Origin of the sequence: Massilia frigida (genome assembly GCF_011682175.1) — a bacterium.
Taxonomy (GTDB): domain Bacteria; phylum Pseudomonadota; class Gammaproteobacteria; order Burkholderiales; family Burkholderiaceae_D; genus Telluria_A; species Telluria_A frigida.
In genome coordinates this window covers 122,631-140,705 of record NZ_WHJG01000005.1, presented here as the reverse complement: position 1 = coordinate 140,705, position 18,075 = coordinate 122,631, and the positions used below count along the sequence as shown (strand labels likewise).

Below are 18,075 nucleotides of genomic sequence, written 5' to 3'. Positions count from 1 at the left end.
GGGAGGCTCGGTTAGTGCGAAGTCAGCGATGCCTTGATGGCATCCAGGAAAACAGCATTTTCTTCAGGTGTGCTCACGGTCACGCGGATGCATCCGCCCAATCCGCATATTTTACTCACATTTTTAACCATCACCTTGTCGGCGTCGAGCCGTGCGCAGGAGGCGTCGACATCGGGCAGGCGCACCAGCAGGAAGTTGGCGGCCGACGGAAAAACGGTCACGCCGGGCAGCGCGGCCAGGTCGGCCGCCAGCTGTTCGCGCGCGGCGATGAGCAAGGTCGCCTGGTCGTTCAGCACCTCCAGGTGATCGAGCGCGAATTCGGCGGCGATCTGGGTGAGCACATTGATGTTGTAGGGCGGGCGCACTTTCTCGAACTGCGCCAGCAGCTTGGGCGCGGCGCTCATGTAGCCCAGGCGGATGCCGGCCAGGCCCAGTTTCGAGACGGTGCGCATGACAACCATGTTCTCGAACTCGGGCAGGCGCTCCATGAAGGAGGTGCGCGCGAACGGGCCGTAGGCTTCGTCGACGACGACCACACCGGTGTCACCCACGGCCTGGATGATCTCGACCATCTCGGCCGGGTCGAACAGGGTGCCGGTCGGGTTGTTCGGATAGGCCAGGAATACCAGGGCCGGCTTGTGCTCGGCGATGTTGGCGAGCATGCTGGCCTTGTCGAGTATCATGTCGGCGCGCAGCGGCACGCCGACGAATTCGGCACCGGCCAGCATGGCGGAGCGCGAAAACATCACGAAGCCGGGCGTGGGCGCCAGGATCACGGGACGGCGCGCGCCGCCGGAAACAGCGGTGGCCATGATCGAGATCAGTTCATCGGAGCCGTTGCCGAGGATGACGTCGTAGCCATCGGGGATGCCCAGGCGGGCGCAGATCTTGTGCTTGAGCGTGGCGTTGCTGGGCAGCGGGTAGCGGTTCAGGACCGCGGCGGCCAGGCGATGGCCCAGTTCTTCGCGCAGGTGGGCAGGCAGCGAGTAAGGATTCTCCATCGCGTCCAGTTTGATGTAGCCATCGGCGTCGGGGACGACGTAGGCCTGGTCGGCCTGGATCTCGGGACGGATCGTGTTGGCGATCAGCGTGTCGATGAAACTCATGCTGCTTTGCTCCTTGGTTGATAGGTTGCTGCAAATTGCCCGTCGTTCTTAGCTCCGTCGTTCCCGCGCCAAGGCGGCACTCGGCGCGGGAACCACGGAGGTAGAGGCTGGAACGACGGCGCTGGCGGTGGCGGTGGTGGCAACGACGCTATGCATTTTCAGCCTGCACAGTCTTCTTGGCCGGCTTGCGCTTCTTGACCATTTCCTGCTCCGGCGGCGACGCCAGTCGCGCTGCGATAATCTCGCAGTACGCGGCATTGAGCTCGAAGCCGACAAAATTGCGCCCGCAGCGCTTGGCCGCCATGGCGGTGGTGCCGCTGCCCATGAACAAATCCATCACCACGCCATCCGGCGGGCACGATGCCTTGACCATGCGCTCGATGATCTCGAGCGGCTTCTGTGTGGGGTGGTCGGCGCGCTCCGGGTGTTCGCGGTGCAGGCGCGACACGCTCCACAAATCCTTGGGGTTGTAGCCCACTTCGAGCCACTTGGCGCCGACGAAAATCGAGCGCGAGCGGGCCTTCTTGGTGACCGCGTCATACGGGATGCGCACCGCGTCCAGGTCGAAGTAGTAATCCTTGCGGTTGACGAAGAACCCGATCGTGTCGTGCACCGAACTGAAACTGCGCACGCTGCCGCCCATCGACGGCACCCGGCGGTCCCAGATAATCTCGTTCATCATCGTCATGCGCTGCTTGAGCATGACGAAAATCTCGGGCGAAAAGCGCCACGTCAAAAAGATGTACAGGCTGCCGTTGGGTTTGAGCTTGGGCAGCGCCTTCGAAATCCATTGCTCGGTCCACGCCAGGTAATCGGCCACGCTTTGCTGGTCGGAGTCGTTGCCGTAGTCCTTGCCGAGGTTATATGGCGGGTCGGTCAGAATCAGGTCGATGGAACCGTCCGGGATGCGCGCCAGTCCGGCCAGCGCATCCTCGCAAAATACCTGATTGAGCCAGTCGCTCATGCCGCCGGTCGCAATCTGAGTTCGGCGCTGCGGGCGTGCGCCTGCAAGCCTTCGCCATACGCCAGTTCGGCCGCGACCTTGCCCAGCGTTTGCGCGCCCGCTTCGCTCACGAAAATGACGGAGGAACGCTTCTGGAAGTCGTACACGCCCAGCGGCGACGAAAAACGCGCGGTGCGCGAGGTCGGCAGCACGTGGTTCGGACCGCAGCAGTAGTCGCCCAGCGACTCGGACGAAAAACGCCCGAGGAACATGGCGCCGGCGTGGCGGATGCGGTCGGCCCACTGCTGCGGGTCCTCGGCCGAAATTTCCAGGTGCTCGGCGGCGATGGCGTTGGCGATGTCGCACGCTTCCTGCATGTCGCGCACCTTGACCAGCGCGCCACGGTCGGTCATCGAGGTGCGGATGGTGTCCGCGCGCGGCATGGTCGGCAGCAGCTTGTGGATGCTCGCTTCGACGCGTGCGATGTAGTCCGCATCAGGGCACAGCATGATCGCCTGCGCCAGTTCGTCGTGCTCGGCTTGCGAAAACAGGTCCATCGCGACCCAGTCCGGGTCGGTGCTGCCGTCGCACAGCACCAGGATTTCGGACGGGCCGGCGATCATGTCGATGCCGACGGTGCCGAACACGCGCCGCTTGGCCGCGGCCACGTAGGCGTTGCCCGGACCGACGATCTTGTCGACCGGGGCGATGCTGGCGGTGCCGTAGGCCAGCGCGCCGACTGCCTGGGCGCCGCCGATGGTGATCACGCGCGTCACGCCCGCAATCGCGGCGGCGGCCAGCACCATCTGGTTCTTCACGCCGTCCGGCGTCGGCACCACCATGATGATTTCAAGCACGCCAGCCACCTTGGCCGGCACCGCGTTCATCAGCACCGACGAGGGATACGCGGCCTTGCCGCCCGGGACGTAGATGCCGACCCGGTCGAGCGCGGTGATTTTCTGGCCCAGCACCGTGCCATTCGGCTCGGTGTAGGTGAAGCCGCGCAGTTCTTCTTTTTGCCGCTCGTGGAACACGCGAATCCGTTCGGCCGCCGTTTCCAGCGCCGCGCGCTGGGCTGCCGGGAGCGAATCCAAGGCGGCCTGCAGTTCGGCTTGCGGCACGTCGAAGGCGGCCATGCTGGCGGCGCCGCCGGGAATGCGGTCGAACTTGTTGGTGTATTCGAGGACGGCGGCGTCGCCACGATGTTTGACGTCATGCAGGATCGCCGCCACCGATTTTTCAATCGCTTCATCGGTGGACGCTTCGAAGGCCAGCAGGGTATCGAGGCGTTGTTTGAAGTCCGGCTGGGCCGAATCGAGGTGGCGGATCTGGATGGTCATGGTGACTTGGCTTAGTTATTGAGTTTCGAGGCGCGTTCAAAGGCCTCGAGGATCGGTTGCAAACGCGCGCGCTTGAGCTTGAGCGCGGCCTGGTTCACCACCAGGCGCGAGGAGATGTCCATGATCTCTTCGACTTCGACCAGGTTATTGGCGCGCAGCGTGCTGCCGGTGGAAACCACGTCGACAATCGCGTCCGACAGGCCGACCAGGGGCGCCAGCTCCATCGAGCCATACAGCTTGATCAGGTCGACGTGCACACCCTTGGCGGCGAAGTGCTCGCGCGCGGTCTGGACGAACTTGGTGGCCACGCGCAGGCGCGCGCCCTGGCGCACCGCCTTGTCGTAGTCGAAGCCGGCGTTGACGGCGACCGACATGCGGCATTTGGCGATATTCAGGTCGATCGGCTGGTACAGGCCTTCGCCGCCGTGCTCCAGCAGGACGTCCTTGCCGGCCACGCCGAAATCGGCGGCGCCGTACTGCACGTAGGTCGGCACGTCGGACGCGCGCACGATGATGACGCGCACGTGCGGATCGTTGGTCGCCAAAATCAGCTTGCGCGAGGTCTCCGGATTTTCGGTGACGGTGATGCCGGCCGCCGCCAGGAGCGGCATGGTGTCGTCGAAGATGCGGCCTTTCGACAGCGCCAAAATCAGGGAGTTGGCCGGATTACTGAATGTACTCATCGATGTATTCTTTATTTGATGCGGACGATATCGGCGCCCACCGCCGACAGCTTCACTTCCATGCGGTCGTAGCCGCGGTCGAGGTGATAGATACGGTCGATGATGGTGGTGCCTTGCGCGGCCATGGCGGCGATCACCAGCGAGGCCGAGGCACGCAGGTCGGTCGCCATCACGGGCGCGCCCACCAGCCGGTCCACACCCTTGACGTGGGCGGTGTTGCCCTCGGTCTGGATCGAGGCGCCCAGGCGGTTCATCTCCTGCACGTGCATGAAGCGGTTTTCGAAAATCGTCTCGGTGATGCGGCTGCTGCCCGAGGCGATCGTATCGACGGCCATGAACTGGGCCTGCATGTCGGTCGGGAAGCCCGGATATTCGGTGGTGCGGAACGAGACCGGCTTGGGACGGCCGCCCATCTGCGCGCGGATCGAAGCGGGACCCATGGTCATCACCAGGCCAATCTCGCGCAGCTTGTCGAGCGCCACGTCGAAGTAGTCGGTGCGGGTGTTCTTGAGCAGGATGTCGCCGCCGGTGGCCGCAACGGCGCACAGGAAGGTGGCCGCTTCGATGCGGTCGGAGATCACCGCGTGTTTGGCGCCGTGCAGTTCGGCCACGCCCTGGATCACCAGGCGGTCGGTGCCGATGCCCTCGATCTTCGCGCCCATGGCGACCAGCAGGTTGGCCAGATCGGTCACTTCCGGCTCGCGCGCGGCGTTTTCCAGGATCGTTTCGCCGTCGGCCAGGGTCGCCGCCATCAGCAGGTTCTCGGTGCCGGTGACGGTGATCATGTCGGTGCGGATGCGCGCGCCCTTGAGCTTCTTGCACTTGGCGTAGATGTAGCCGCCTTCGATGGTGATCTCGGCGCCGAGCGCCTGCAAGCCCTTGATGTGCTGGTCGACCGGACGCGAACCGATGGCGCAGCCGCCCGGCAGCGAGACCTTGGCTTCGCCAAAGCGCGCCAGCAGGGGGCCCAGGACCAGGATCGAGGCGCGCATGGTCTTGACCAGCTCATAGGGCGCTTCCAGCGTGGTGATGGCGCTGCCGTTGAGGGTAACCTTTTCGTCGTCCTGCGACACCGCCAGGCCGGTCTGGGCCAGCAGCTTGAGGATGGTCTTGACGTCGTGCAGGCGCGGCACGTTCGACAGTTCAAGGTCGCCCGAGGTGAGCAAACCGGCGCACAGGATCGGCAGGGCCGCGTTCTTGGCGCCCGAAATGACGATTTCCCCTTCGAGGCGCTTGCCTCCGACCACTTGGAGCTTGTCCATGCTTATGTATCCTTTTATCCTTGGTATTCTTCAGGGGTGAGCGTTTTCATCGACAGCGCGTGGATTTCTTCGCGCATGCGCTCGCCCAGCACAGCGTAGACAATCTGGTGGCGCTGGATCGGGCGCTTGCCGGCAAACGCCGGCGAAACGATGACGGCGGTGAAGTGCTGGCCGTCGCCCTCCACTTCAAGGTGGGTGCATTCGAGACCGGCGCTGATGTAGCCGTGGATGAGTTCTGGTGTGGTAGCCACGATGATTCCTCTGAAGAATGACGCATTAATGGCGCAGGTTGTAGCCGCGCTTGAGCAGGTTGATGGCGATACCCGCGAGTACCGCGAAAAAGGCCGACACGATCGCAAGACTGGTCCACGGCGACACGTCGGACTGGCCGAAGAAGCCGTGACGGAAGCCGTCGATCATGTAGAAAAACGGATTGAAGTGCGACACGGTGAGCCAGAATGGCGGCAGCGAGTGAATCGAGTAGAACACGCCGCTCAAGAAGGTGGCGGGCATGATCAGGAAGTTCTGGAAGGCGGCCAGCTGGTCGAATTTTTCGGCCCAGATGCCGGCAATGACGCCCATGGTGCCGAGAATGGCTGCGCCCAGCAAGGCGAATGCGAGAATCCACAGGGGCGCCGCGAACGACAGCTTGGCGAACCACACGGTGGCGATGAACACGCCCGCGCCGACGGTCAGGCCGCGCACCACGGAGGCCAGCACGTAGGCCGACAAAATCTCCCAGTGCGACAGCGGCGGCAGCAAAATGAACACCAGGTTGCCGGTGATCTTGGACTGGATCAGCGAGGACGAGGAGTTGGCGAAGGAATTCTGCAACACGCTCATCATCACCAGGCCGGGAATCAGGAAGGCGGTGTAGTTCACGCCGCGCACGTTGACGTGCCCTTCGAGCACGTGGCCGAAGATCAGCAGGTACAGCATGGCCGTCAGGACCGGCGCCGCCACGGTTTGCGTGGCGACCTTCCAGAAGCGCAGCATTTCCTTGTAGAGCAGGGTCTGGAAGCCCACCGAGAACATGTTCATAGTGCGCCCTTGTCCATAATCTGCAGGAAGATGTCTTCCAGGTCGGCCTGCTGCAGCTGCATTTCGTCGATGACGGCGCCGGATTCGCGCAGGCGCGCCAAGATCTGTTCGACTTCGCCGTATTCGTTCACGCGCAGGCTGTACTTCATGCCGCCGCCATTGCCATTACCATTGTCATGCTCGTCGTGCGACACCAGGTGGCGCAGGTCGTCCGGCAGACTCCCGCTGGCCAGGTGCACGATCAGCTGCGAACCGGAGATGCGGCGGATCAGGGCCGACATGGTGTCGAGCGCGACCACCTTGCCGCCCTTGAGCATGGCCACGCGCTGGCACATGGCTTGCGCTTCTTCCAGGTAGTGGGTGGTCAGGACCACCGTGTGGCCTTCCTTGTTCAAACGCGAGATGAACTTCCAGAGCGTCTGGCGCAGTTCGACGTCGACGCCGGCGGTCGGCTCGTCGAGCACGATCACGGGCGGCTTGTGGACCAGGGCCTGGGCCACCAGCACGCGCCGCTTCATGCCGCCCGACAGCGCGCGCATGTTCACATCGGCCTTGTTGGTCAGGTCCAGGTTGCCCATGACCTCATCGATCCACTTGTCGTTGTTTTTCAGGCCGAAGTAGCCCGATTGCAGGCGCAAGGTTTCGCGCACCGTGAAGAAGGGATCGAACACCAGTTCCTGCGGCACCACGCCAAGCTTCTTGCGCGCTTCACGGAAATCGGTGATGACATCGTGGCCGTGGATGGCGACCGTGCCCGCATCGGGGCGGATCAGGCCGGCGATGGTGGAGATCAGGGTGGTCTTGCCGGCACCGTTCGGGCCGAGCAGGCCGAAGAACTCGCCTTCTTCAATCGTCAGGGAGACGCCACCCAAGGCTTTGAGGGCCTTGTAGCTTTTCTCGACGTTGGTAATCTGAATCGCTGTCATGCGTCTTTTCTGAGTGAGCAAATGTCTATACAGCATGCACGGACATTGCGGGGTGAGCCGTCAATTATAGGGGAAATCGGAGGAAACAGAGTTGCCCGGAGTTACAGGCAGGGGGAGTGGGGAGGCGGATCCGTCTCCCCGAAGGCAAGATCAATGGTGGTGCAGCTTGGCGGGAGTGTCCACCAGGAAGGCATCGACGCCGTACAGCGCGGCCAGGCTTTTCAAGCTGTCCGGAAGATTGACATAGGACAGCACCACGCCGGCAGTGCGCGCGGCGCGCTGCCAGGCGAGCAGGACCGCGACCGCGGACGAATCGGCGACCTTGACGGAGCCGAAATCGAACACGGTCTGGCCTGCCTTGATCGCATCGAAACCCTGGACCAGTGCCGCCTTGGCGTTGTGCACGGTCAGGGTATCGATGTTCTCGAGCTTGTTGGTTTGAACCATCTTATTTGATTGGCTTGGCCAGCGGCTTGCTTGCCAGCTTCTTGTTACGCTCGGCCAGGGTCTTGATCAGGCCATCGATGCCGGACTTGTTGATTTCCGATGCGAAGGTACCTTTGTAGGTTTCCACCAGCCACGCGCCGAGCACGTTGATGTCGAAAATTTTCCAGCCGGTCGGGCTCTGGGCCAGGCGGTAGTTCAGGGTGACTGGCTCGCCGCGCGCGACGTTTACTTGCGAACGCACTTCGACTTCCTTGTCTTCCGGCGCTGCGCGCAGCGGCTTGAACTCGACGGTTTCATTCTTGATCTGCGACAGCGCGCCCGAGTACGTGAAGATCAGCAGGGTGCGGAACTCGTTCGAGAGCTGCTTTTGCTGTTCCGGGGTGGCATCGCGCCAGGCACGGCCGGCGGCCAGCTGGGTCATGCGCTGGAAGTCGACGTGCGGCAAGATCTTGCTTTCGACCAGGTCCATGACCTTTTTCTGGTTGCCGGCCTGGATATCCTTGTCGGCCTTGGCGGTGTCGATCACGTCGGCGCTGATGCGTTTGACGAGCACGTCCGGCGCTTCAGACTGGGCGGCAGCGGTAGCGGTGGTGGCGATGGCCACGGTTGCGAGGGCGATCAGTTGTTTAATCAGTTTCATAAGCTCTTTTCGATAAGGTTGTGTTCAGACCGGCTGGACCGTGCGATGACGGTCCAGTTTAGCGGTTAACTACTTCGAGGGCGTTTCGGATGACACAGCCGGTGCGGCAGGGGCGTCGGCAGCCGGCGCGCTAGGCGACGCGGTATCCGACGCGTCGTCGGCGTAGGCGGCGCTGATGCTCTTCGCGCTAGGCTCGGCATTGGCCTCTTTCAGGGCCTTGCGCGAGCTTTCGCCATCGAATACCTGGCCCTGGCGGCGCTGCAGGAAACCGTCACGGATGAATTCGTAACGGTCGAGTGCGGCTTCTTCCATCAGGTTCGAGGCGTCCAGGATGCTGGCGCGGCCATCGATCACGCGCAAGGCGGTGCCGATGGTGCGGGTCGAGGTCGGATCGACGTAGGACCAGCCGTTGGCGGCCATATCCACCGGCAAGCCGCTGGTGTCGCGCACCGTGGACGGTCCCAGCAGCGGCAGCATCAGGTACGGGCCGCTTGGCACGCCCCAGTAGCCGAGGGTCTGGCCGAAATCTTCATTGTGCTTTTTCAAGCCCGCTTCGGAAGCGATGTCGAACAGGCCGCCGATGCCGAAGGTTGAGTTGAGGGCAACGCGGGTCCAGTCGGACATGCCTTGCTCGCCCTTGCCTTGCATCAAGTTATTAGCGCCAGTCCAGACATCGGACAAGTTGCCGAAGAAATTGTTCACGCCGGTCTGCACGAACGATGGCATGACCTTCTTGTAGGCGGAGGCGACCGGTTTCAGCGCGGCCTGGTCGATCGCGTCGTTAAACTTGAACACCGTGCGATTGAACGGTTCGAGCGGGTCGCGCGGGTGATTGGTGGCGCAACCGCTCAGGGTGGCAATGGCCACCAGGGCGGCAGCGCTGACGCGCCAGTTCAGGGCGCGGTTCGGCTTCGGTAAAGTCATTGCTCTATTCCTTTCCGTCGGCCGCCTTGCTGTAGATGAACTGATTAATCAGGTCTTCCAGCACGGTGGCAGATTGGGTACTGTTAATCCGGTCACCATTGACCAGCTTGTTGGCATCGTCGCTACCTGCTTGAATACCGATGTATTGTTCACCGAGCAGGCCGGCCGTCAGGATTTTCAAAGAGCTATCTTTTGGAAAGTTGTAGCCCGTCTCAAGCTCCAAGATTACCAGCGCCTGATAGGTTTTGTCATCAAACTTGATATCGCCCACGCGCCCCACCACCACGCCGGCGCTTTTCACCGGCGCCTGCGGCTTGAGGCCGCCGATATTGTCGAACTTGCCCGTCACCAGGTAGGTCTTGCCGAACGACAAGGTGCTCATATTACCGGCCTTGAGGGCCAGGAACAGCAGCGCTGCCAGACCCAGCAGAACAAACAGGCCGACCCAGACGTCGATGGATTTACGTTGCATGTGATTTCCTAACTCTTGTTATGCGGCTGCGTTGCGCCAGATTCATCTATTTAGTTAAACATCATCGCGGTCATCACGAAGTCCAGACCCCAGACGGTCAGCGACGCGATCACGACGGTACGGGTGGTGGCGCGCGACACATCTTCCGGCGTCGGCTGGGCTTGGTAGCCCTGGAACAACGCGGTAAAGGTGACGGCGATGCCGAACACGAAGCTCTTGATGATGCCGTTGACGACATCGTGCTGCACATCCACGTTCGCTTGCATCTGCGACCAGAAGGCGCCTTCATCGACGCCGATCAGCTGGACCCCGACCAGATAGCCGCCGACCACGCCGACGGCGCTGAAGATGGTGCCGAGGATCGGCATCGCAATGACGCCGGCCCAGAAACGCGGCGCCAGCACGCGCTGCACCGGGTTAATCGCCATCATTTCCATGGCAGACAATTGCTCCCCGGCTTTCATCAAGCCGATTTGCGCGGTCAGCGAGGTACCGGCGCGGCCGGCGAACAGCAGGGCGGTGACGACCGGCCCCAGTTCGCGCACCAGCGCCAGCGCGACCACCTGGCCGAGCTTCTGTTCGGCCCCGTAAGGGGTGAGGGTGATGTAACCCTGCAAGCCGAGCACCATGCCCACGAACAAGCCGGAGACGATGATGATCACCAGCGAATAGTTGCCGATGAAATGAATCTGTTCGGAAATCAGGCCGGGACGGCGCAGTGCGCCAGGGGTCACGCCGAGCAGGGTGAAGAAGGAGCGCGTCGCGAAACCGACGCTGGCGATGTTTTCGCGCACGGAACGGCCGACCGACGCGAGCATATTAGCGATCATGCGCGCTCTCCCAGACCGAGGTCCTCGGCCAGCGACTTGCCCGGGTAATGGAAGGGCACCGGGCCATCGGGGGCGGCGTTGACGAATTGCTTGACATAAGGGTCTTCGGAGATGCGCATGTCGGCCGGCGTCCCCTGGGCGACAATCTTCCCTGTGGACATAAAGTAGACATAATCGGCGATCGCAAAGCATTCGTGCACATCGTGCGACACCAGGATCGAGGTGGAGCCGAGGGCATCGTTGAGCCGGCGGATCAGGTTGGCGGTGACGCCCATCGAGATCGGGTCGAGGCCGGCGAAGGGTTCGTCGTACATGATCAATTCCGGGTCGAGCGCGACGGCGCGGGCAACGGCCACGCGGCGCGCCATGCCGCCGGAAATCTCGGCCGGCTTGAGTTTGGCGGCATTGCGCAGGCCGACCGCGTTGAGCTTCATGAGCACCAGGTCGCGGATCAGTTCCTCGGGCAGGTCGGTGTGCTCGCGCAGCGGGAAGGCGACGTTTTCGAACACGGTCAGGTCGGTGAACAGCGCGCCGAACTGGAACAGCATGCCCATCTTGCGGCGCAGGCGGTACAGGCCGTCGGTATCGAGTTGGTGGACGGTTTCGCCGGCGACAGTGACCGTGCCTTTTTGCGGGCGGATCTGGCCGCCGATCAGGCGCAGCACCGTGGTCTTGCCGCAGCCGGAGCCGCCCATGACGGCGACCACCTTTCCGCGTGGGAAGTCCATCCGGAGGTTCGACAAGATCGAACGGTCACCGTAAGAAAAATGTAGATCGCGGATTTCGACAAGATTAGACACGGCGCTGTTCATATTTGGGAATGCCGTATTGTAGTGCAGAAAGGGCAATCTCTGCTGGCGCCCCCCCGATCGACAATGGCTACGCGAGGTGAGAATACAACACTACTGAACGGCGGGTCAGATATTTCAGCGCGTAAGTGCTTGATTTTGTTGGGATAGGAATGGCGAGGGGATTGGTGTGGTGGTGGATTTATTTCCGCCTCTCAACAATGCGTTTATGTAACTTTACATTACTTCATGCATATAAGGGCGGTAAAACAGGCGTAAAAAGAGACACTTTTTCACGTCGTCCCCGCGCCAAGGCGGCACTTGGCGCGGGGAGTCGTTTCTGCCAGTGGCAGGGACGACGGTGCTCTCGATGCGAATGATATTTAGCGCGGCAGGACCGATTCGCCCATCAAAAACTCGTCGACGGCGCGCGCGCACTGGCGGCCTTCGCGGATCGCCCACACCACCAGCGACTGGCCGCGCCGCATGTCGCCGGCCACGAACACTTTCGGCACCGATGTCGCATAGCAGCCATCGCCGTCGGTCGTCGCCTTGGCATTGCCACGGGCATCTTTTTCCACGCCGAAGGCGTCCAGCACCTGTTGCACCGGCGAGACAAAGCCCATGGCCAGCAGCACCAGGTCGGCTTTCATCTCGAATTCGGAATTCGGCACTTCGATCATCTTGCCGTCTTTCCACTCGACGCGGCAGGCGATCAGCTTGTCGACCTTGCCGCCCTTGCCTTCAAAACGCTTGGTGGCCACCGCCCAGTCGCGCTCGCACCCTTCTTCGTGCGAGGACGAGGTGCGCAGCTTGGTCGGCCAGTACGGCCAGACCAGCGGCTTGTTTTCCTGCTCCGGAGGCTGCGGCATCAGTTCAAACTGCGCCACCGACAGCGCGCCGTGGCGGTTCGAGGTGCCGACACAGTCGGACCCGGTGTCGCCGCCGCCAATCACGACCACGTTCTTGCCGCTGGCCTTGATCTGGTCCTTGAGCTTGTCGCCGGCGTTGACCTTGTTTTGCAGCGGCAGGAAGTCCATCGCGAAGTGCACGCCCTTGAGCTCGCGCCCCGGGACCGGCAAGTCGCGCGGCTGCTCGGCGCCGCCAGCCATGATGATGGCGTCGAAATCCTTTTCCAGGTCTTCCGGGAAAATCGTTTCCTTGGCCCAGTTGTTAACAGTGGCCGGGAAATCCTTGCCGACCAGCACGCTGGTGCGGAAAGTCACGCCTTCGGCTTCCATCTGCTTCACGCGCAGGTCGATGTGGGTCTTTTCCATCTTGAAGTCGGGGATGCCGTAGCGCAGCAGGCCGCCGATGCGGTCGCTCTTCTCGAACACGGTGACGGCGTGGCCGACGCGCGCCAGTTGCTGCGCCGCCGCCAGGCCGGCCGGACCGGAACCGATGATGGCCACTTTCTTGCCAGTCAGCTTTTCCGGCGGCTGCGGAACGACCCAGCCGTGCTCCCAGCCGGTATCGATGATCTTGTGCTCGATCGACTTGATGCCGACCGGATCGTTGATGATGCCCAGGGTACAGGCCGACTCGCACGGCGCGGGACAGACGCGGCCGGTGAACTCGGGGAAGTTATTGGTCGAGTGCAGGTTTTCCAGCGCGGCGCGGTAGTTGCCGTGAAAAACGAGATCATTCCAGTCCGGGATGATGTTATTGACAGGACAGCCGCTATTGCAGAAAGGGATGCCGCAATCCATGCAGCGCGCCGCCTGCACCTTGGCTTGCGGATCGCTCAGGTGCAGCACGAATTCCTTGTAGTTCTTGACGCGCGCCGCAGGCTCGAGATAGCCCTCGTCCTGACGCTTGAATTCCATGAAGCCGGTAATTTTACCCACGATGTTTTTCCTTGTGTTCTATGCGGCGGGCCTCATGTGCCCGCCGGGGCTGTCTTAGGCAGCGATCTTGGCGACGGCGTCGATCTTGTCGTTCGCTTCTTCCATGCTGCTGTTGTGCAATTCTTCCAGCGCCCGTTTGTATTCGGTCGGGAACACTTTGACGAACTTGGCGCGTGCTGTCGCCCAGTCGTCCAGCAGGTTGCGCGCGCGGGTCGAGCCCGTGTGCTTGAAGTGGCGTTCGATCAGGCGCTTGAGGATGGCTTCGTCCGATTCCGGGTCGCTGGCGCGGCTCTGGCTGTGCCAGCCGGCGCGGTCGCCCTGCTCCTTGGTGCTGAGCACGCGTTCCAGGTTGACCATGGCGGTGTTGCATTTCTTCTCGAAGTCGCCCAGCGGATCGTAGACATAGGCCACTCCGCCCGACATGCCCGCCGCAAAGTTGCGGCCCGTCGCACCCAGCACCACGACCGTGCCGCCAGTCATGTATTCGCAGCCGTGGTCGCCGCAGCCTTCGACAATCGCGGTGGCGCCGGAGTTGCGCACGGCAAAGCGTTCGCCCGCTACGCCATTAAAGAAGGCTTCGCCGGCAATCGCGCCGTACAGCACCGTGTTGCCGACGATGATGTTGTCAACCGCCCAGCCGCGGAACTCGGTATTCGGCCGCACGATGATGCGCCCGCCCGACAAGCCCTTGCCGACGTAATCGTTGCCTTCGCCCACCAGGTCGAGGGTGATGCCAGCCGCCAGGAAGGCGGCGGCGGACTGGCCGGCCGTGCCTTGCAGCTGGATGTGGATGGTGTCGTCCGGCAAACCGGCGTGCCCGTAGCGCTTGGCCACTTCGCCCGACAGCATGGTGCCGACGGTGCGGTTGACGTTGCGCACCGGCGAGATAAAGGAGACGCGCTCGCCTTTTTCCAGGGCGGCCTTGGCTTGTGCGATGAGCTTGTGGTCCAGGGCTTTTTCCAGGCCATGGTCTTGCTCTTCCACCTGGCGCACCGCGCCGCCCACCGGCACCACTGGTTGGTAGAAAATGTTGCTGAAGTCCAGGCCACGCGCTTTCCAGTGGCTGATGGCTTTCGATTTGTCGAGCAGGTCGACCCGGCCGATCAATTCATCGTAGCTGCGGATGCCGAGCTGGGCCATCAACTGGCGCGCTTCTTCGGCGACGAAGAAGAAATAGTTGACCACGTATTCAGGCTTGCCCGAAAACTTGGCGCGCAGGACAGGATCTTGCGTGGCAACGCCGACCGGGCAGGTGTTCAGGTGGCATTTGCGCATCATGATGCAACCTTCAACCACCAGCGGTGCCGTGGCGAAACCGATCTCGTCGGCGCCCAGCATGGCGGCGATGACGACGTCGCGTCCGGTTTTCATCTGGCCATCGGCCTGCACGCGGATACGGCTGCGCAAGCCATTCAACACCAATGTTTGTTGCGTCTCTGCGAGACCCAACTCCCACGGCGTGCCGGCGTGCTTGACCGACGACAATGGCGAGGCGCCCGTGCCGCCGTCATGGCCGGCAACGACAACGTGGTCGGCCTTGGCCTTGGTGACACCGGCGGCAACCGTGCCGATACCCACTTCCGAGACCAGCTTGACCGAGATCGAGGCGCGCGGATTGGCGTTCTTGAGGTCGTGAATCAGTTGCGCCAGATCTTCGATCGAATAAATATCGTGGTGCGGCGGCGGGGAAATCAGGCCCACGCCCGGCACCGAGAAGCGCAGGCTGGCGATGTATTCGGTCACTTTGTGGCCCGGCAGCTGGCCGCCTTCGCCAGGTTTGGCACCCTGCGCCATCTTGATCTGGATCTGGTCAGCCGAGTTCAGGTACTCGGCGGTGACGCCGAAGCGGCCCGAGGCGACCTGCTTGATACGCGAACGCAGGGAATCGCCTTCCTGCAAAGGAATGTCGACCACCACGTTTTGCTCGCCGATGACGGAGGCCATCGTTTCGCCCTGCTTGATCTTGATGCCTTTCAATTCCTTGGTGTAGCGGAACGGATCTTCACCGCCTTCGCCCGTGTTCGACTTGCCGCCGATACGGTTCAGGGCGATGGCCAGGGTGGCGTGGGCTTCGGTGCTGATCGAACCCATCGACATGGCACCGGTGGCGAAGCGCTTGACGATTTCCTTGGCCGGTTCGACTTCATCGAGCGGAATGGCTTTGGTCGGATCGAGTTTGAACTCGAACAGGCCGCGCAGTGTCAAATGACGACGGCTCTGGTCATTGATGATTTGCGCGTATTCCTTGTAGCTCGAAAAATTGTTGCTACGGGTGGAGTGTTGCAGCTTGGCGATCGCGTCAGGCGTCCACATGTGTTCTTCGCCGCGCACGCGGAAGGCGTATTCGCCGCCGGCGTCCAAGGCGTCGAGCAACAGGGGATCGTTGCCGAAGGCCAGGGTGTGCAGGCGCAGCGCTTCCTCGGCCACTTCGAACACGCCGATGCCTTCGACGTTGGACGAGGTGCCCTTGAAGTATTTGTCGACCAGCGATTTATTCAGGCCGATGACTTCGAAGATTTGCGCGCCGCAGTACGACATGTAGGTCGAGATGCCCATCTTGGACATCACCTTCATCAAGCCCTTGCCGACGGCCTTGGTGTAGTTATAGATGGCGGTGTCGCCGGACAGGTCGCCGCTCATGCCCTGCGCCAGTTCGACCAGGGTTTCCATCGCCAGGTAAGGGTGGACGGCTTCGGCGCCGTAGCCGGCCAGCAGGGCGAAGTGGTGGGTTTCGCGGGCCGAGCCGGTTTCCACGACCAGGCCGGTGGAGGCGCGCAAGCCGCGCCCGACCAGGTGCTGGTGCACGGTGGAGGTGGCCAGCAGGGCCGGAATGGCCACCTGTTCGGCCGAGACGGCGCGGTCGGACACGATCAGGATGTTGTGGCCGGACTTGACCGCATCCACCGCTTCGGCGCACAGCGAGGCGAGCGAGGCTTCGATGCCTTCCTTGCCCCAGGCGACCGGGTAGCAAATGTTCAGCTCATACGACTTGAACTTGCCGCCGGTGTGGGCGCTGATGTTGCGCAGGCGCGCCATGTCGTCGAAACCGAGCACCGGCTGCGACACTTCGAGGCGCATCGGCGGGTTGACGTTGTTGGTATCAAGCAAGTTCGGCTTGGGGCCGATAAACGACACCAGCGACATGACCATGGCTTCGCGGATCGGATCGATCGGCGGGTTGGTGACTTGCGCGAACAGTTGCTTGAAATAGTTGTACAGCGGCTTGAGCTTGTTGGACATGACCGCCAGCGGCGAATCGTTGCCCATCGAACCGGTGGCTTCTTCGCCGAGCACGGCCATCGGCGCCATCAGGAATTTCAGGTCTTCCTGGGTGTAGCCGAAAGCTTGCTGGCGGTCGAGCACGGACGCCGGGGCTTTTTCGCCCTGGGCAGGTACGCCAGGCTGGGCGCCATCCTTGGCGCGGTTGTGGCCGAGCTGGCTTTCCTTGAGCTTGATTTCGTTGAGCTTGATGCGCACCGAATTGATCCATGCCTTGTAGGGCTTGGCGTTGGCGTAGGTATCTTTCAATTCCTTGTCGTCGATGATGCGGCCCGCTTCCAGGTCGATCAGGAACATCTTGCCCGGTTGCAGGCGCCACTTCTGGATGATTTTCGATTCCGGAATCGGCAGCACGCCCGATTCGGACGCCATCACGACCAGGTCGTCGTCGGTGACGATGTAGCGCGCCGGACGCAAGCCGTTGCGGTCCAGGGTGCCGCCGATGTGGCGGCCGTCGGTGAAGGCCATGGCGGCCGGGCCGTCCCACGGTTCCATCATCGCGGCGTGGTATTCGTAGAAGGCGCGGCGGTTGTCGTCCATCATGGTGTGATTTTCCCAGGCTTCCGGGATCATCATCATCATGGCCTGGGCGATCGGGTAGCCGGCCATGATCAGCAGTTCGAGGGCGTTGTCGAAGCAGGCGGTGTCGGACTGGCCTTCATAGATCAGCGGGAACAGCTTTTGCAGGTCGTCGCCCAGCACGGCCGACTTCATCACGCCTTCGCGCGCGCGCATCCAGTTGAAGTTGCCTTTGACGGTGTTGATTTCGCCATTGTGGGCGATCAGGCGGTAGGGGTGGGCCAGCGGCCATTCCGGGAAGGTGTTGGTCGAGAAACGCTGGTGCACCAGCGCCAGCGCCGAAATGCAGCGCGGATCTTGCAAGTCCTTGTAATAGACACCGACCTGGTCGGCCAGCAGCAAGCCTTTATAGACGATGGTGCGGGCCGACATCGATGGCACGAAGAATTCCTTGCCGTGCAAGAGCTTGAGCGCCTGGATCGCGTGGCCGGACGATTTGCGGATCACGTACAGCTTACGTTCGAGCGCGTCGGTGACCATGATGTCCGGGCCGCGGCCGATGAAGATCTGGCGGATCACCGGTTCCTTGCCGCGCAAGGTAGGCGACATCGGCATGGTGTCGTCGAGCGGCACATTGCGCCAGCCGAGCACGACCTGGCCTTCGATGCGCACGGCGCGTTCAATTTCTTGCTCACAAGCGATGCGCGATGCGTTTTCTTTCGGCAGGAACACCATGCCGACGCCGTATTCGCCCGGCGGAGGCAGTTCCACGCCCTGTTTCGCCATCTCGTCGCGGAAATACTGGTCCGGGAGCTGGATCAGGATGCCGGCGCCATCGCCCATCAGCTTGTCTGCACCGACGGCACCCCGGTGATCGAGGTTTTTCAGGATCAAGAGGCCCTGCTCGATGATGGAATGGCTCTTGTTGCCCTTGATGTGGGCGATGAAACCGACGCCGCAGGCATCGTGTTCATTGGACGGATCGTACAAACCTTGGGCAATCATGCGCATTCTCCACAGCTTTTGAA

16 protein-coding genes are annotated in these 18,075 nt (G+C 62.3%); all 16 read right to left on the bottom strand.

Translation table 11 applies throughout. From position 1 onward, the window contains the following. Window positions 1-11: 11 nt before the first annotated feature. A complete protein-coding gene (gene hisC / locus F2P44_RS07255; RefSeq protein ID WP_167086037.1) occupies window positions 12-1,106 on the bottom strand; it encodes a histidinol-phosphate transaminase in 1,095 nt (364 codons plus the stop codon). Window positions 1,107-1,254: 148 nt separating this feature from the next. After that, window positions 1,255-2,070: a DNA-methyltransferase gene (locus F2P44_RS07250; RefSeq protein WP_167086036.1), complete on the bottom strand. Its 816-nt coding sequence runs from the start codon at window positions 2,068-2,070 to the stop codon at window positions 1,255-1,257. Next, entirely contained in the window at window positions 2,067-3,389 is a 1,323-nt protein-coding gene (gene hisD / locus F2P44_RS07245) for a histidinol dehydrogenase (protein WP_167086035.1), read from the bottom strand. Before hisD ends, F2P44_RS07250 begins: the two co-directional genes overlap by 4 nt. A gap of 11 nt (window positions 3,390-3,400) precedes the next feature. Next, window positions 3,401-4,072 (bottom strand): ATP phosphoribosyltransferase, encoded by a 672-nt coding sequence (gene hisG / locus F2P44_RS07240; RefSeq protein WP_167086034.1) that lies wholly within the window; start codon window positions 4,070-4,072, stop codon window positions 3,401-3,403. An 11-nt stretch (window positions 4,073-4,083) separates the two neighbouring features. Continuing rightward, entirely contained in the window at window positions 4,084-5,334 is a 1,251-nt protein-coding gene (gene murA, locus F2P44_RS07235) for a UDP-N-acetylglucosamine 1-carboxyvinyltransferase (RefSeq protein ID WP_167086033.1), read from the bottom strand. Between the two features lie 14 nt (window positions 5,335-5,348). Beyond that, complete coding sequence (locus tag F2P44_RS07230; protein ID WP_167086032.1) at window positions 5,349-5,585, bottom strand: BolA family protein; 237 nt, start codon at window positions 5,583-5,585, stop codon at window positions 5,349-5,351. A gap of 25 nt (window positions 5,586-5,610) precedes the next feature. After that, on the bottom strand, window positions 5,611-6,375 hold the full coding sequence (locus F2P44_RS07225; RefSeq protein WP_167086031.1) for an ABC transporter permease: 765 nt from the start codon (window positions 6,373-6,375) through the stop codon (window positions 5,611-5,613). Continuing rightward, entirely contained in the window at window positions 6,372-7,301 is a 930-nt protein-coding gene (locus tag F2P44_RS07220) for an ABC transporter ATP-binding protein (RefSeq protein WP_167086030.1), read from the bottom strand. The genes F2P44_RS07225 and F2P44_RS07220 overlap by 4 nt, the downstream gene beginning before the upstream one ends. A gap of 150 nt (window positions 7,302-7,451) precedes the next feature. Beyond that, a complete protein-coding gene (locus tag F2P44_RS07215; RefSeq protein ID WP_054265272.1) occupies window positions 7,452-7,748 on the bottom strand; it encodes an STAS domain-containing protein in 297 nt (98 codons plus the stop codon). A gap of 1 nt (window position 7,749) precedes the next feature. Then, window positions 7,750-8,388 carry an MlaC/ttg2D family ABC transporter substrate-binding protein gene (locus F2P44_RS07210; protein ID WP_167086029.1) on the bottom strand — a complete coding sequence of 213 codons (639 nt, stop codon included), beginning with the start codon at window positions 8,386-8,388 and terminating at the stop codon, window positions 7,750-7,752. Window positions 8,389-8,457: 69 nt separating this feature from the next. Then, window positions 8,458-9,312 (bottom strand): MlaA family lipoprotein, encoded by an 855-nt coding sequence (locus F2P44_RS07205; protein WP_167086028.1) that lies wholly within the window; start codon window positions 9,310-9,312, stop codon window positions 8,458-8,460. Between the two features lie 4 nt (window positions 9,313-9,316). Next, window positions 9,317-9,784, bottom strand: a complete 468-nt coding sequence (gene mlaD, locus F2P44_RS07200) for an outer membrane lipid asymmetry maintenance protein MlaD (protein WP_167086027.1) — start codon at window positions 9,782-9,784, stop codon at window positions 9,317-9,319. 50 nt (window positions 9,785-9,834) lie between these two features. After that, window positions 9,835-10,614: a lipid asymmetry maintenance ABC transporter permease subunit MlaE gene (mlaE, locus tag F2P44_RS07195; protein ID WP_167086026.1), complete on the bottom strand. Its 780-nt coding sequence runs from the start codon at window positions 10,612-10,614 to the stop codon at window positions 9,835-9,837. Then, window positions 10,611-11,414, bottom strand: coding sequence for an ABC transporter ATP-binding protein (locus tag F2P44_RS07190; protein ID WP_167086025.1), 804 nt, complete (start codon window positions 11,412-11,414; stop codon window positions 10,611-10,613). Before F2P44_RS07190 ends, mlaE begins: the two co-directional genes overlap by 4 nt. A 371-nt stretch (window positions 11,415-11,785) precedes the next feature. Beyond that, window positions 11,786-13,249, bottom strand: a complete 1,464-nt coding sequence (locus F2P44_RS07185; protein ID WP_167086024.1) for a glutamate synthase subunit beta — start codon at window positions 13,247-13,249, stop codon at window positions 11,786-11,788. A gap of 54 nt (window positions 13,250-13,303) precedes the next feature. After that, window positions 13,304-18,052, bottom strand: coding sequence for a glutamate synthase-related protein (locus F2P44_RS07180; RefSeq protein WP_167086023.1), 4,749 nt, complete (start codon window positions 18,050-18,052; stop codon window positions 13,304-13,306). Window positions 18,053-18,075 lie beyond the last annotated feature (23 nt).